The 14745-nt window shown below is 72.8% G+C and carries 10 protein-coding genes; 2 read left to right on the top strand and 8 right to left on the bottom strand.

Translation table 11 applies throughout. From position 1 onward, the window contains the following. Positions 1-81: 81 nt before the first annotated feature. From ABZW03_RS23885 to ABZW03_RS23870, 4 genes are all read right to left on the bottom strand, one after another. On the bottom strand, positions 82-1833 hold the full coding sequence (locus ABZW03_RS23885) for a beta-galactosidase (RefSeq protein ID WP_355261768.1): 1752 nt from the start codon (positions 1831-1833) through the stop codon (positions 82-84). A 79-nt stretch (positions 1834-1912) separates the two neighbouring features. Beyond that, entirely contained in the window at positions 1913-3256 is a 1344-nt protein-coding gene (locus ABZW03_RS23880) for a sugar ABC transporter substrate-binding protein (protein WP_355261765.1), read from the bottom strand. A 64-nt stretch (positions 3257-3320) separates the two neighbouring features. Continuing rightward, positions 3321-4208 carry a carbohydrate ABC transporter permease gene (locus ABZW03_RS23875; RefSeq protein WP_355261762.1) on the bottom strand — a complete coding sequence of 296 codons (888 nt, stop codon included), beginning with the start codon at positions 4206-4208 and terminating at the stop codon, positions 3321-3323. Continuing rightward, a complete protein-coding gene (locus ABZW03_RS23870) occupies positions 4205-5155 on the bottom strand; it encodes a sugar ABC transporter permease (protein ID WP_355261759.1) in 951 nt (316 codons plus the stop codon). The genes ABZW03_RS23875 and ABZW03_RS23870 overlap by 4 nt, the downstream gene beginning before the upstream one ends. A 469-nt stretch (positions 5156-5624) precedes the next feature. Here ABZW03_RS23870 and ABZW03_RS23865 point away from each other — a divergent pair, with 469 nt between their 5' ends. Further along, a complete protein-coding gene (locus ABZW03_RS23865) occupies positions 5625-6704 on the top strand; it encodes a LacI family DNA-binding transcriptional regulator (RefSeq protein WP_355261756.1) in 1080 nt (359 codons plus the stop codon). A gap of 60 nt (positions 6705-6764) precedes the next feature. Here ABZW03_RS23865 and ABZW03_RS23860 read toward each other — a convergent pair whose 3' ends face one another. Continuing rightward, on the bottom strand, positions 6765-9224 hold the full coding sequence (locus ABZW03_RS23860) for an RICIN domain-containing protein (RefSeq protein ID WP_355261753.1): 2460 nt from the start codon (positions 9222-9224) through the stop codon (positions 6765-6767). Between the two features lie 193 nt (positions 9225-9417). Between ABZW03_RS23860 and ABZW03_RS23855 the strand changes: the two genes are divergently transcribed. After that, the gene (locus tag ABZW03_RS23855) at positions 9418-11823 is read left to right on the top strand and encodes a ricin-type beta-trefoil lectin domain protein (protein WP_355261750.1); all 2406 of its coding nucleotides are present in this window, start codon (positions 9418-9420) and stop codon (positions 11821-11823) included. Positions 11824-11890: 67 nt separating this feature from the next. Here ABZW03_RS23855 and ABZW03_RS23850 read toward each other — a convergent pair whose 3' ends face one another. From ABZW03_RS23850 to ABZW03_RS23840, 3 genes are all read right to left on the bottom strand, one after another. Next, positions 11891-13018: an NADH:flavin oxidoreductase gene (locus tag ABZW03_RS23850; protein ID WP_355261747.1), complete on the bottom strand. Its 1128-nt coding sequence runs from the start codon at positions 13016-13018 to the stop codon at positions 11891-11893. 192 nt (positions 13019-13210) lie between these two features. Further along, positions 13211-14218: a tyrosinase family protein gene (locus ABZW03_RS23845; RefSeq protein WP_355261744.1), complete on the bottom strand. Its 1008-nt coding sequence runs from the start codon at positions 14216-14218 to the stop codon at positions 13211-13213. A 1-nt stretch (position 14219) separates the two neighbouring features. After that, positions 14220-14745 (bottom strand): hypothetical protein (locus ABZW03_RS23840; protein ID WP_355261741.1); only part of this gene is annotated, 526 nt, incomplete at its 5' end.

Raw genomic sequence — 14745 nt, 5'->3', positions numbered from 1 at the left:
GACGCGTCGGACACGGGGGTATTCGCAAATGTTCGCACTCGACTGGGACCGCAGGACCTGCGCCAGGCGCGGTCACACCACCTACTCCTCGGTCGGGCCGAGGTCCGCCCGCTCGCGGAGCTCCACCGTGCGGGCGCGGTGGGCGGCGTGCAGTTCCAGCACGACGATCTCGTTCGGGCCCGGGCGCAGGACGGGGCCGGGGACGTACAGCGAGCGCTGGGGGCCCCGGGACCAGTGGCGGCCGAGGTGGAAGCCGTTGACCCAGACGTTGCCCTTGGTCCAGCCGGGCAGGTGGACGAAGGTGTCGGCCGGCTCCTCGACCTGGAAGGCGCCCCGGTGGAAGACCGGCCCGGCGGCCGGCCCGGCGGTCGGGGCGAAGGCGAGCCCGCCGAGGTCGGTCAGCGGCAGCGGCAGGCTGGTCCACCCGGTCAGCTCGGCGCCGTCGAGCAGGACCCGGCCGGGCAGGCCCTTGCGGTCGTGCACCTCCTGGCCGTAGTTGACCCGGCCCTGGTTCTCCACCAGCAGCCGCAGCACGCTGCCCGCCCGGGGCACGGTGAAGGCGATCGCCCGCTCGTGGTTCTCGCGCTCCAGCACGCCGACGGGCTGCCCGTCGACGAACACCTGGGCGCGGTCGCGGACGTCCTCCAGCTCCAGCAGCGCGGGACCGGCGGCCGGCAGCACCGCCCGGTACAGGACGTAGCCGAAGTCCTGCCCCAACTGCTCCATGGTGAGCGGGCGTTCGGACTCCACCGGGACGCCCAGGGCCGGCAGGCCGGCGAACAGCGGCGCGCTCTCGGTGAGCGCCACCGTGGCCGCGGGCAGCCTCGGGCCGGGGACCGGCGCCGGCTCGTCCGGGACGGGGGCGTACTTCGCGATGACCTCGCGGAAGGCGTGGTACTTCGCGGTGGGCTCGCCGGCCTCGTCGAGCGGGGCGTCGTAGTCGTACGAGCCGACGGTGGGGCGGTAGGTGTGCTTGTCGTTGGCGCCGTTGGTGAAGCCGAAGCTGGTGCCGCCGTGGAACATGTAGAGGTTGACCGAGGCCCCGGTGGCCAGCAGCTCGTCCAACTCCCGGGCGGCCTGGGCCGGGTCGCGCACGACGTGGTGGCCGCCCCAGCGGTCGAACCAGCCGATCCAGAACTCGGTGCACATCAGCGGCCCGGTCGGCCGGTGGGCGCGCAGGGCGGCGATCCCCTCCCGGGAGCGGCTGCCGAAGTTGGCGGTGGCGAGCACGCCGGGCAGGGCGCCGCGGGCCAGGTCGGCGGGCTGGTCGCAGGTGAACAGCGGGACGTCCACGCCCAGTCGGCGCAGCAGGTCGGCGAGGTGGGCGAGGTGGGCGGTCTCGTCGCTGTAGGCGCCGAACTCGTTCTCCACCTGCACGGCCAGCACCGGGCCGCCCCGGGTGGCCAGCCGGTCCAGCAGCGGGGGCAGGAGCTGCTCGAAGTACGCCTCGACGGCGCGCAGGTACGACGGGTCCTGGCTGCGCAGCCGGATCCCGGGCTCGGCGAGGAGCCAGGACGGCAGGCCGCCGCCCTCCCACTCGGCGCAGATGTACGGGCCAGGGCGCAGCAGGACGTGGAGCCCCTCGGCGGCCGCCAGGTCGAGGAAGGCCGGGAGGTCCAGCCCGGCGTCCATCCGGAAGACGTCCGGCCGGGGCTGGTGGAGGTTCCAGGGGACGTACGTCTCGACGGTGTTCAGGCCCATCAGCCGGGCCTTGCGCAGCCGGTCGGCCCACTGGTCGGGGTGGACGCGGAAGTAGTGCAGGCCGCCGGAGACGATCCGGAACGGCTCGCCGTCGAGGGTGAAGTCGTCGCCGTCGATCTGGAGGACGGGCATGGTGGTGCTCCTGGGGGAAGGTTGGTGCGGTGCGGGCCGGTGCCCGTGCGGCGGGGGCCGGACGGGCACCGGCCGGCGCTCACGGTGCGGTGACCTTGAAGCCCTGCTGGTTGCCGTAGTCGGCGATGCGCTTCTGCCAGGCCGTCAGGCCGGCGCCGAGGTCGCCGGTCAGGCTCTGGCCGACGGTGTCCTTGAAGACCGAGTTGGCGTAGACCTGGAAGGGCAGGTACTGCCAGCCCGGGCCGACGGCGGCCGAGGAGGCGGCGAAGACCTGGTTGGCGGGCTGGCCGCCGAGCGAGGCGAGCGGCTTGTCGAGGAAGGCCTGGTCCTTGATCAGCTCGCTGCTCGCGGGGAAGAGGCCGTTCTCGTTGAGCGAGCGGATCGCCTCCGGGTCGGAGTCGAGCCAGATCGCGAAGGCGGCCGCGGCGGCCTTGTTCTTGCTGGTGGACGGCACGGCGACGGCGGAACCGCCCTGCTCGGCGGAGACGTTCTGGCCGGCGCTCCACTGCGGCATCGGGGCGGCCCGCCAGTCCTTGGCGGTGTCCGGGATGGTGGAGGCGATGTTGCCCGGGGCCCACGCGCCGGTCAGCCACATCGCGTACTGCCCGCTGCCCATGGCCTGCCACCACTCGTTGGTCCAGCCGGGAGCCGGGTCGACGAGCTTGCGGGAGAGCAGGGAGGACCAGAGGTCGGAGACCTTCTTGGCGCCCGGGTCCTGGAGGTCGACCGCGACCGAGGTGGCGTCCTTCTGCCGGAACGGGCGGCTGCCGGCCTGCCACATCAGGCTGTCCATGCCGCCGGCGTCGCCCGGGTCGATCGAGGTGATGAACCGCTTCGGGTCCGACTCCTTGATCCTGACCGCGGCCGCCTCGAACTCGGCCCAGGTCTTCGGCGGTTCGAGGTGGAGCTCGTCGAAGATCCGCTTGTTGTAGAACATCGCCATCGGGCCGGTGTCCTGGGGGATGGCGTAGACACCGCCGCCGACGGACACCTGCGACCAGGCGGAGGGCGTGAACTTGGCCTCCAGGCCCGCCGCACCGAACTCCTTGAGGTTCACCAGCCGCTTGGAGAGGGCGAGTTCGGGCAGCGCGAAGTACTCGACCTGGACCACGTCCGGGCCGCCGCTGCCGGCCTTCACGGCGGTCTGCAGCTTGGTGTACTCGGTGGCCGACTGGCCGGCGTTGACGATGTCGACCTTGATCTTGGGGTGTTTCTGCTCGAACAGCGCGACGGTCTTGTCGAGGTTCGGCGCCCAGGTCCAGAAGGTGAGCGTGGTCGGGGTGTCCAGCGCGGCGGCCGGGTCGGCGGAGCCGCCCGAGTCGGAACCGCCGCCGGAGCCGCAGGCGGTGAGGCCGAGGAGGAGCGCCGCGGCCGGGGCGAGGGCGAGCAGTCTGCGGCGCGAGCGGGTGCGCACGGGGGTCATGGCTGGCTTCCTTGCTGTGGAGGGTGGGGGGTGAGCCGGGTGGTGGGGGAGACCTGGGGGGCGGTCATTCCTTGACGCTTCCGGCGGCCAGGCCGGACTGCCAGAACCGCTGGAGGAAGAGGAAGGCGACGACCAGCGGGATGATCGCGAGCAGGCTCCCGGTGATGACCAGCGGGTAGAAGCCCGTGGTGGTGGCGCCGCTGCCCGCGGCGCCGGTGGCCAGCGAGTTCCACTGGTTGAGGCCGACGGTGAGGGGGAACCACTTGGGGTTGCTGAGCACGATCAGCGGCAGGAAGTAGTTGTTCCAGGTCGCGACCAGGGCGAACAGCAGCACGGTGACGAAGCCGGGGGCGAGCAGCCGCAGTGAGATGGTGAAGAAGGTGCGCACCTCGCCCGAGCCGTCGATCCGCGCGGCCTCCAGCATCGAGTCCGGGACGGCCTCGGCGGCGTAGACCCGCATCAGGTAGACGCCGAACGGGCTGACCAGCGAGGGCAGCAGGACGGCCCACGGGGTGTCCACCACGCCGATCTCGCTGAACAGGAGGTAGGTGGGGACGGCCAGTGCGGTGCCGGGGATGGCGATGGCGCCGAGCACCACCGCGGAGAGCGCGGTGCGGCCGCGGAAGCGGTACTTGGCGAGCCCGTAGCCGGCGGCGGTGGAGATGAACGCGGCCCCGCCGGCGCCCACCACCGCGTAGAGCAGGGTGTTGCCGAACCAGCGCAGGTAGATCCCGTCGTCGTAGGACAGCACGTCGCCGATGTTGTCGAACAGGTGGAAGCCGTGGCCGAACCAGAGCCCGAAGCCGCTGGTGAGCGAGGCGCTGTCCTTGGTGCTGGACATGAACAGCCAGACCAGCGGGAGCAGCGCGTACAGGAGCATCAGCCCCATCGCGATGGTGAGCGCGTTGCTGGCGCGCCGCGGGCGTCGGCGGGCGGGGGTGTTGGCGCTCACTTGCCCTGTTCCTTCCGCATCGACCGGATCTGGACGGCGTACGCGACGATTGCGGTCACACCTCCGAGGACCACGGCGACGGCTGCCGAGTAGTTGAACTGCTGGCCGTTGAAGGCCAGGTTGTAGGCGTACATGTTGGGCGTGTAGCTGGTGGAGATCACGCCGGGCGCGAGCGACTGCATCACGTTGGGCTCGTTGAAGAGCTGGAACGTGCCGATGATCGAGAACACCGTCGCCAGCACCAGCGCGGAGCGCACCGCGGGGAGCTTGATGCTCCAGGCCTTGCGGAACTCGCCGGCGCCGTCCATCTCGGCCGCCTCGTAGAGCTCGTGCGGCACGGTGCGCAGGGCGGCGTACAGGATCAGCATGTTGTAGCCGACGTACTCCCAGGTCACCACGTTGCCGATGGAGGCGAGCATCCAGGAGGGGCCGAGGAAGTCGGGCAGGTCGACGTGCAGCAGGTCGCCGATCTGCCCGACCAGCCCGAAGCGGTCGCCGTACAGGTATCCCCACATCAGCGAGGCCACCACCGCGGGGACGGCGTACGGGACGAAGATGCCGATCCGGAACAGGCCGGGCCTGCGCAGCCGTCCGCTGTCGACGGCGAGGGCCGCGACCAGGGCGAGGCCGAGCATCACCGGCACCTGGACCACCAGGAAGAGCAGCACCCGCCACAGGCCCGCGCGGAAGAGCTCGTCCTCCAGCGCGCGCCGGTAGTTGTCGAGCCCCACGAAGACGTTCCCGCCGATCATCCGCTCCTGGAAGAAGCTCAGGTACGCGGCGTAGCCCAGCGGTGCGGCGATGCCGATCACGAACACCACCAGGAACGGTGCGAAGAACGCGAATCCGACCGCTCCGTGGCGGGACCGGGCGGCCGGTGCCGCCGGACGCGGCCGGGACCGTGACCGGCTCGGACGGGGTGGAGTGGAGGTCTGCGACGTGCTCACGCGTTCGTGCCCTTCGGCGGATGTTTACGCCAACATGGCGTCGGCGTTGAGTGTTGCCGTGCGCACTGAACGCGTCAAGCCGTCGCTCGGGGGTGATGCGCCTTCGTGACCGCGCGTTCGGGCGCGGGGCTGTGCCGGGCCACCGTCATCGGGGCATGAAATACCTGGTCAGAGCCTCTTTAGTAGAGCGGTTGGGCGCCCCTGGCGAGGGAGGTTACTTTCCGGTATCGGGTCGGTCGGCCGGTGGTTCCGACGCGGGTTCCGGGGCCTCCGTATGTTGTATTGCGTTGGAGTCTGTTTATTCTTGATCCAGGTGCTGGGCCGCTGAGGGTCGGCCCCGTCGCCGCCGCCGTTCCCCCTGCCCGCACGCAGGCGGGACGGCGGCCCTTTCGCGAGCCGTGAGCTGCGGACTCCCGCCGATCATGGCCCGGCGGTACCATGTTCACGCTGACATCGCGAAAGGACCGGTATGGACCAGAGTGAGACGCCCGGCACCGCCAGGGGCAGGTCACGGCCGCCCTCGCAGGCGGACGTCGCGGCCCTCGCCGGGGTGTCCTCGCAGACCGTCTCCCGCGTCGCCAACAACCGCAGCAACGTGGAACCGGAGACCAGGGAGCGGGTGCTCTCGGCCATGCGGATCCTCGGCTACCAGCGCAACAGCGCGGCCCGCGCCCTCACCCTCGGGCGGTTCCACGTCCTCGGGGTGGTCACCTTCGACGTCGCCGCGCACGGCAACGCCCGCACCCTCGCCGCGATCTCCCGCGCCGCCCAGCGCGCCGGGTACTCGCTGAACGTGGTCTGCGTCGAGGACCGGACCGAGGAGGCCGTGCAGCAGGCGGTCCGTCAGCTCACCGAACAGGCGGTGGACGGCCTGATCGTGATCGAGGCCCAGATCCTGGACCGGCCCGGCCTCGACGTCCACTCCGGGGTGCCGGTGGTCGTCGCCGACGGGGACCCGGAACGCCGCTTCCCGTCGGTGGACACCGACCAGGCGGCCGGGGCCGCCGCCGCGACCCGGCACCTGCTCGAGCTCGGGCACCGCACCGTCTGGCACATCGGCGGACCGCAGGACTCCTACGCCGCCCGCCGCCGCGCCGCCGCCTGGCACGCCGCGCTGAAGGAGGCCGGGGCGCCCGTCCCGCCGCTGCGCTACGGCGACTGGACGGCCGCCTCCGGCTACCGGATCGGCCGGGAGCTGGCCGCCCGCCCGGACGTCACGGCGGTCTTCGCCGCCAACGACCAGCTGGCCCTGGGGCTCGTCCGGGCCCTGCACGAGGCGGGCCGGCGGGTGCCGCGGGACGTCAGCGTCGTCGGCTTCGACGACCTGCCCGAGGCGGCCTTCTACCTCCCGCCGCTCACCACCATCCGCCAGGACTTCGAGGAGGTCGGGCGGCAGTGCGTCGCCCAGCTCCTCGCCCAGATCGACCGGCCGTCCGACCTGCCGGCCGCCGACCGGGTCGTCACGGTCACCCCGGACCTGGTCGTCCGGGAGAGCACGGCACCGGCACCGTCCCCGTCCCCGTCCCCGGACGGACCGGCGGGCCGCTGAACGACGGCGGGTGCCGCCCCCGGTGAGGGGAGCGGCACCCGCTTCGTCGTACGGCCGTGCTCAGCCGATCCGGAACTGCTGGTTCGGGCCCCCGCCGCAGGTCCACTGCACCACCGTGGCCCCGTCGGCCGTGGACAGGTTCGCCACGTCCAGGCACTTGCCGCTGTGCCGGGCCACCAGCGTGACGTAGCCGCCGCCCGTCTCGCGCACCGACCACTGCTGGTTGGCGGCGCCGCTGCACGGATACCGGTCGGCCAGGGCGCCGTCGGCGGTCGAGACACCCGCGACGTCCAGGCACTGCCCGCTGCCGCGCGACACCACGGACACGTAACCGGGGCCGGCCGGCCGCAGCGACCACTGCTGGTCGGCGGAGCCGCCGCAGGTGTCCTGCACCACCGGCGTCGCGGGAGCGGTGGAGGCGCCCGACGCGTCGAGGCACTTGTCGCTGTGCCGGGCCGTCAGGGCCGTCCAGGCGTCGGGGGCGACGCCGGGAGCCGTCCAGGACTGGTTCGGGGCGCCGGTCGCCTGCCAGGTGCCGACCGGCGCGCCGTCGTCCTTCGAGGCGCCCGCGACGTCCAGCAGCAGCCCGGAGGCCTTGTTGACCAGGGTCAGGTGGCCGTCGCCGGACGTGGAGAGCATCCACTGCTGGCCGGTCGAGCCGTCCGGCGCGGCGAGGCCCACGGTGGTGGCGGACGCCGCGAGGGCCTGGCCGGTCCCGGCGTTGGTGATGCCGTACGCCGCCGTGCTGTCCCAGCCGCCGGCGGCCCTGGTGAAGGTCCACTGCTGGGCCGGGTCGGCCGGGTTCGCGGCGTGCTGGACCGGGCCGCTCCGGGCGGCGTCGGCCGCGAGCGCCATGCCGCTGTTGTCGCTGACCAGCTGACGGACCGTGCCGGTCGGCGCGGTCGCGGCCGTGGCGCTGACGCCGGTGGCGCCGGGCAGGACGAAGGTGGTCACCGAGCCCGGGCCGACCTGCGCGGTGAGCGTCTTCGCGGCGGTGGCGGTGAGGTCCGCACCGCGCTGGACGTTCCGGGCCGCGTCGGTGGTGTACTGCTGCACCGGGACGGAGGTGTCGACGCTCTGGAAGCCGGCCAGGTCGAGCGTGACGGTCTGGGCCGCGCCGGTGGCGTTGGTGTACACCGCCACCGCGCCGGTGCCGCCGGGCCGCAGGGCGGCGAGGGTGTTCGCGGAGTCGGTGCCGATGACCCGGGCGCCGGGCCGCACGAACCGGCTGTAGTTGGCCATCGCCCAGTACTTCTTGTTCTTCCGGACGGGCTCGTGGGCCGGGTCGGCGGAGGTCAGGTCGACCTGGATCAGGCCCCAGTTGGAGTTCTCGTGGGCGGGCGTCATGTTCGCGTAGTCCTCGACGGCCTGCCACATGACCCAGGACCGGGGCTCCAGGTTCCGGAAGCCGTCGTCGATCAGCCCGGAGAAGCTCAGCGCCGGCCTCATGTCGGTGAAGCTCTGCGGCACGTAGCCGCCGGTGTCGACCTCGGACATCCACAGCGGCTTGCCGGCGCCCTTGGCGACGTCGCGGGCCGAACTCCACCGGCTGCCGCCGTAGGTGTGGGTGTTCAGCCGGGCCACGGCGGCCCGGGTGGCGGCCGGGTACGTGGACCAGTCGTAGCTCATGCCGTCCGGAGTGCCCTCGTCCATCGCGGCGACCGGGGTGTTCAGGCCGGCCTTGCCGAGCGCGTCGTGCAGGCTGTTCACGATGTGCGCCTGGGAGGCGGTGGACCAGCTCGAACCCTCCTGACCCCGGCCGGCCAGCCAGCCGGTGGAGGTGGGCTCGTTCACCGGCTCGACGGAGTCGAAGGTGACGCCGGTCCCGGCCTGGGCCAGCTTCAGGGAACCCGCCAGGTAGGCGGCGAAGCGGTCGAACTGGTCGGCGCGGAGGTTGTCGTCCCAGGCGTTCGTCGCCGCTCCGGAGACCAGTCCGCTGGTGGTCATGAAGTACGGCGCGGAGTTGGAGAAGGCCTCGAAGGTGTCGGCGCCGCGCGCCTTCGCCGCCGTCAGCCACCAGCGCTGGTTGGCGTCGGCCTGCGGGTTCCAGTGGTCCGGGTTGTTCGGGTCCCACCAGTTCGCGGGCTCGGTCCAGCCGGTGGTGCCGCCCGCCGGCGGCCCGAACTCGGCCGGGCGGTTCCAGTAGCCCGGCACGGCGGCGCCGGGGCGCAGGTACGGCGCCGTCTCCGGGCTGTCCCCGCCGCCGATGTTGTAGCGGGCGACGGTGAAGCCCAGGCCGTCCGCGCCGTACAGGGCGTCGGCGAGCTGCTCGCGCTCGCTGTCGGGCCAGCCGCCGGTGACGTTGGCGAACCAGGCGAGCGAGGTGCCCCAGCCCTGGAACGGCTCCTGCTGGTAGCTGGGGTCCAGCCGGACGGTGACGTGCGCCGCCGCCTCGGCCGTGGCGGCGGCGGCCGGCGGGGCGGTCGGGGCGGCCAGCGCGAGGGAGGCCGCGGCGACGAGGGTCGCGCCGGTCCGGTGGCGGGGGCGCCGTCCGACGGGCGGTCGCGGGTGTGGGGGCATCGGGGTCCTCCGTGAGGGGGCCGGGGGATGTTGGCGCAAACAGAAAGCTGTGGGAGAGTGTCGAAGTCATGTTTGATTGTGTCAAGTACCGGTCATATCCCGAGGCGTGATCGAACGAGAACCAACAGGTTCGCACGATGACGGTCTGCGCTCCGCCCCTCCCCACCCCCACCCCCACACCCAGGAGATGCCCATGGGCCGTACCCGCCCGTCCTCACCCTGGCGCGCCGTGTTGAGCGCGGCGCTCGTCCTCACCGGCGCGCTGACCACGCTGGCCGCGCCACCCCCCGCGCAGGCCGCCGAACGGACCACCGCCGTCGGGACCGCCGTCACCGTCGACGGCACCCAGCCGGGCCTGACCTTCGACGGGGTCGGTGCGATCTCCGGCGGCGGCGGCAACTCCCGTCTGCTGGTGGACTATCCGGAGCCCCAGCGCGGCCAGCTGCTGGACTATCTGTTCAAGCCCGGCTACGGCGCCTCGCTGCAGCTGCTGAAGCTGGAGATCGGCGGCGACACCAACTCCACCGACGGCGCCGAGCCGAGCATCGAGCACACCCGCGGCGCCGTCGACTGCGACCAGGGCTACCAGTGGTGGATCGCCGAGCAGGCCAAGGCCCGCAACCCCGGCATCCGGTTCGCCGCCCTGTCCTGGGGCGCCCCCGGCTGGATCGGGAACGGGAACTTCTGGTCCCAGGACACCATCGACTACCTGATGGACTGGATGGGCTGCGCCGCCCGGCACCACCTGGACGTCTCCTACCTCGGCGGGTGGAACGAACGCGGCTTCGACAAGGCCTGGTACGAGAACCTCAAGAGCACGCTCGTCGCCCGGGGTTACGGGGCCACCAAGGTCGTCGCCGCCGACGGCTTCGGCTGGGACGTGGCCGACGCCATGGCCGCCGACCCGGCGTTCAAGGACGCCGTCGACGTGGTCGGTACCCACTACCCCTGCGGGTACATGAGCGCCTTCACCGAGTGCCCGAGCACGGCGACCGCGCAGGCGCTCGGCAAGCCGCTGTGGGCGAGCGAGACCGGCTCCCAGGACACCGACACGGGCGCCCCGGCGGTGGCGCGCGGGATCAACCGCGGCTACCTCGACGGGAAGATGACCTCGTTCTTCAACTGGCCGGTCATCGCCGCGCTCTACCCCGACCTGTTCTTCTCCACCGACGGCATGTCGGTCGCCAACCAGCCCTGGTCCGGCCACTACGACATCGGCAGGACGACCTGGGTCACCGCACACACCACCCAGTTCACCGCTCCCGGTTGGCGCTACATCGACTCCGCGAGCGGCTACCTCGGCGGTGCCCGCACCAACGGCAGCTACGTCACCCTGAAGAGCACGAACGGCCGCGACTACAGCACCGTCGTCGAGACCCTGGACGCCACCGCCGCCCAGACCGCGAGCTTCACCGTCGCCGGCGGCCTGTCCACCGGCCAGGTCCACGTCTGGTCCACCGACCTCGGCTCCACGAACCCGGCCGACTGGTTCGTCCAGCAGAAGGACGTCACCCCGGTGGGCGGCCGGTACACCCTCACCCTCCAGCCCGGCCGGGTCTACACCGTGACCACCACCACCGGCCAGGGCAAGGGCGCCGCCATCGCGCCGGCCGCCGCGCCGATGGCACTGCCCTACGCGGACGGCTTCGACACCCCCGCCACGACCACCTCGCCGAAGTACTTCACGGACATGAACGGCGCCTTCCAGACCGTCCCCTGCGGCGGCGGCCGCACCGGCGGCTGCCTGCGCCAGATGGCCCCGACCTCGCCGATCCGCTGGACCGAGGAGAAGGACAACGCCCCGTACACGATGATGGGCGACGGCAGTTGGTCCAACTACACCGTCACCGCCGACACGATGTTCGAGCAGTCCGGCACCGTCGAACTCCTCGGCCGGGTCAACCAGCAGGGCCGCAACAACAACGGCCTGAACGCCTACCACCTGCGGGTGAGCGACACCGGCGCCTGGTCGATCGACAAGAGTGACACCACGTGGAAGTTCACCACGCTCGCGAGCGGCACCATTACCGCCCTCGGCACCGGCCGCTGGCACACCGTCGCGCTCGCCCTGGACGGCGAGACCCTCACCGCGAGCATCGACGGCACCGCCGTGGGCAGCGCGACCGACGCGAGCTTCACCAACGGGCGGGCCGGCCTCGGCGTGACCGACTACCGGACCGAGCAGTTCGACGACTTCGCCCTCACCCCCGGCACGCCCACCACCCACACCGGCCCGATCGCCTCCGCCCTGCCCGGCACCTGCGTCCGCCCCGCCGCCGCCACCAGCGGTGCCGCCGTGCAGCTCTGGGCCTGCGACGGCAGCTCCGAGCAGGTGTGGACCCGCACCAACGGCACCCTCACCCACAACGGCAAGTGCCTCGACGTCACCGGCGCCGCCACTGCCAACGGATCCCCGGTCGAACTGTGGGACTGCACCGGTGGGGCCAACCAGCTCTGGACGCCCCAGCCGGACGGCACCCTGAGGAGCGCCCAGTCCGGCCGCTGCCTCGACGACCCGGCCTACGCCACCGCGAACGGCACCCCGCTGGCGATCTGGGACTGCAACGGCGGTTCCAACCAGCGCTGGACCCTGCCGTGACCGGCTGACCGTCGTTCTCCCGGGCCCGGCCGCACGACAGGTGCGGCCGGGCCCTCGGGCGTACCGGTCAGCTCAGGGTGCGGATCGCGGCGGCGTCGTAGGGGACCAGGTCGGCGAACCGGCCGGAGAGCACCTTGGCCGCCCACTGCGGGTCCTGGAGGAGGGCGCGGCCGACGGCGACCAGGTCGAACTCGTCGCGCTCCAGCCGGTCGAGCAGGTTGTCGATGCCCTGGACCGGCGCGCCCTCGCCCATGAAGGCCCGGACGAAGTCGCCGTCGAGGCCGACCGAGCCGACGGTGATGGCGGGACGGCCGGTGAGCTTCCTGGTCCAGCCGGCCAGGTTGAGGTCCGAGCCGTCGAACTCGGGGACCCAGTAGCGGCGGGTCGAGGCGTGGAAGGCGTCGACGCCGGCCTCGGCGAGCGGGGTGAGGATCGCCTCCAGCTCCTGCGGGGTCTCGGCGAGGCGGACCTCGTAGTTCTCGATCTTCCACTGCGAGTAGCGGAAGATCACCGGGAACTCCGGCGAGACGGCCGCGCGCACCGCGGCGACGAGCTCGGCCGTGAACCTCGTCCGGGCGACCGGGTCGCCGCCGTAGGCGTCGGTGCGGCGGTTGGTGCCCGCCCACAGGAACTGGTCGAGCAGGTAGCCGTGGGCGCCGTGCAGCTCGACGCCGTCGAAGCCGATCCGCTCGGCGGCCGCGGCGGCCTCGGCGAACGCACCGATGACGGCGTCCAGGTCGGCCCGGGTCATCGCCCGCCCGGTTCCCTCGGTGCCGTCCAGCCGGATGCCGGACGGGCCGACGGCGGGCGCGTCGGCGAACGGCGGGGCACCCTGGGGGCGCACCATGCCGATGTGCCAGAGCTGCGGCACGATGGTGCCGCCCGCCGCGTGGACGTCCTCGACGACCCGGGCCCACCCGGCCAGCTGCTCCTCGCCGTGGAAGCGCGGGATGTCGTCGCTCTGGCCGGCGGACTCGTGGCCGACGTACGTCCCCTCGGTGACGATCAGGCCGACGCCCGCGGCGGCGCGGCGGGCGTAGTACGAGCGCACGTCCGCGCCGGGCACGCCCCCGGGGGAGAAGCTGCGCGTCATCGGCGCCATCACGATGCGGTTGGGCACGGTCAGCCCGTTGATCGTGACGGGCCGGGACAGGATCTCGGCCGCGCGGGAGGCGGACGGCTCGGTGACGGTCATGGATGTCCTCGCGGGTAGCGGTGGTGCGCCGGAGCGGAAACAGGTCGCCCGTGCCAACCGCCCCGGCGGCCCCCGCATTTCACCGCCCGCCGGAAAGCCGCTGTGATCCAGGTCACCTCCCGGTGCGCCGGGGGCGGGAGTCGGCCGTCCCGCACGTCAACTCACTGAGCGGGCCCGGGCGGTGCGTCGGGGTCAGGGCAGGGTGTCGTAGCCGTAGAGCGCCGAGACGTCCAGGACGGAGCGCGGGGTGGCGGCGCGGCCGAGGGGGGAGGCGATCGGGTCGTCGATCCGTTCGCCCTGGTAGACGGCGGCCGAGGCGGTCATGTCGGGGGCGTAGAGCGGTCCGTAGCGGTTCAGCCAGCCCGCCCAGATGCGGTCGACGTTGCAGTGGTGCAGGTAGAACAGGGGGTCGTTGGGCGAGGTGGTGGGGCCCATGTCGCCGCCGATCCACACGTGGACCTGGTTGTGCAGGTGGACCGGCCGGGCCGGGTCCTTGGGGATCCAGCCCTCGAGCCGGTTGCGGAAGCCCTGGGAGGAGGAGTTGAAGGCGGGGGTGTCGTAGCGGTCGGCGGGGGCGCCGCCGGCCGGGGTGTAGGCGAGTGCCTCCGCCACCTCGGGGCCGGTCGGGAGGGTGCGCCAGCCGAACGGCGGCCGCTGGGCGAAGGCGCGGCGCAGGCCGCGGCTGGTCTGGGCGAGCGCCATGCCGGTGGGCCCGGCGGCTTCGATGCGGACGGTGAAGGTGGCGGGATCGGCCGGGTGGTAGGCGAACGGGCCGTCGGACACCGGGTCGCCGTCGCCGCCCAGGTAGGCGGGGGTGAAGATCGTGGCGTCGGTCGGCGAGCCGTGGTCGCCGTCGGCCGACCAGTCCCAGTACGGGAGGCCGAACTCCGGTTTGCGGAGCACCCGTTGGAGGTTCTTCTCCAGGAATCCGAGCATCACCCGGTGCCAGGGCAGGAAGATCGGCCCGCGGTGGGCGGCGTTGCGCACCTGCGGGTTCCCGCCGGGCGGGATCGGGGTCGTCATGGTCCGGGCGTGCCAGACGACGAACAGGTCGTAGGTGCGGACCGGGACGACCGGGCCGGGGACGCCCAGCTGCCGGGTGGTGAACCGGCTGTCCTCCTGCTTGAGCAGACCGATGCCGCGGACGTAGTCGTCGCGGGCGGTCGCGTCCCGGAGGATGTTCCTGCGGACGACGGCCATCTCAGTCACCGCCCCGGAACGCGTCGGGGTAGGTGTGGATCAGCACCTTGACGGCGTCCACCGCGGAGACGAACTGGTAGGCGGGCAGGCCGTGGCAGGACAGCATGCCGCTGTCGTCCACGTCGAGCCCGGCGGTCAGCGGCCGGCCGTCCACGCTGACCTCGTACGTCGTGGTGATGACGATCCGGTGGCCCTGGTACTCCGCGGTGCGGACGGACGTCGCCGGGCCGTGTTCGTGGTCCATCGGCGGGTGCGGCAGGCCGGCCAGATAGCCCCCGAAGGCCGCCGGATCGGCGGCGGTCCCGAGCTGGGTCGGATCGATGGTCGGGTCCATGGCGACTCCCTGCCGGTGGCGGCTGCGGCCCGGCGAGCGGCCGGGCACTCCCACCTCCACCATCGCGCCGCCCCCGGCCGCCCGCACCCCGTCGGCCCGCGTGCCGGGCGTCGGCGCGTCGCCCGCCCGCACCTCGCCCGCCCGCACCTCGCCTGCCCGTAGCCCGTCGGCCCCACCACCGGCCGGAGGCGTG

The organism is Kitasatospora sp. NPDC004799, assembly GCF_040609095.1.
In the GTDB taxonomy this organism is placed as follows: Bacteria; Actinomycetota; Actinomycetes; order Streptomycetales; family Streptomycetaceae; genus Kitasatospora.
The sequence above is the reverse complement of the archived record's forward strand: the minus strand, read 5'-3'. Positions and strand labels throughout refer to the sequence as shown.

Bases quoted from the DNA above. Each gene is read 5' to 3' on its own strand.
- ABZW03_RS23860 (WP_355261753.1), bottom strand. From the start codon at position 9,224: ATGCCCCCACACCCGCGACCGCCCGTCGGACGGCGCCCCCGCCACCGG.
- ABZW03_RS23865 (WP_355261756.1), top strand. From the start codon at position 5,625: ATGGACCAGAGTGAGACGCCCGGCACCGCCAGGGGCAGGTCACGGCCG.
- ABZW03_RS23880 (WP_355261765.1), bottom strand. From the start codon at position 3,256: ATGACCCCCGTGCGCACCCGCTCGCGCCGCAGACTGCTCGCCCTCGCC.
- ABZW03_RS23845 (WP_355261744.1), bottom strand. From the start codon at position 14,218: ATGGCCGTCGTCCGCAGGAACATCCTCCGGGACGCGACCGCCCGCGAC.
- ABZW03_RS23850 (WP_355261747.1), bottom strand. From the start codon at position 13,018: ATGACCGTCACCGAGCCGTCCGCCTCCCGCGCGGCCGAGATCCTGTCC.
- ABZW03_RS23885 (WP_355261768.1), bottom strand. From the start codon at position 1,833: ATGCCCGTCCTCCAGATCGACGGCGACGACTTCACCCTCGACGGCGAG.
- ABZW03_RS23855 (WP_355261750.1), top strand. From the start codon at position 9,418: ATGGGCCGTACCCGCCCGTCCTCACCCTGGCGCGCCGTGTTGAGCGCG.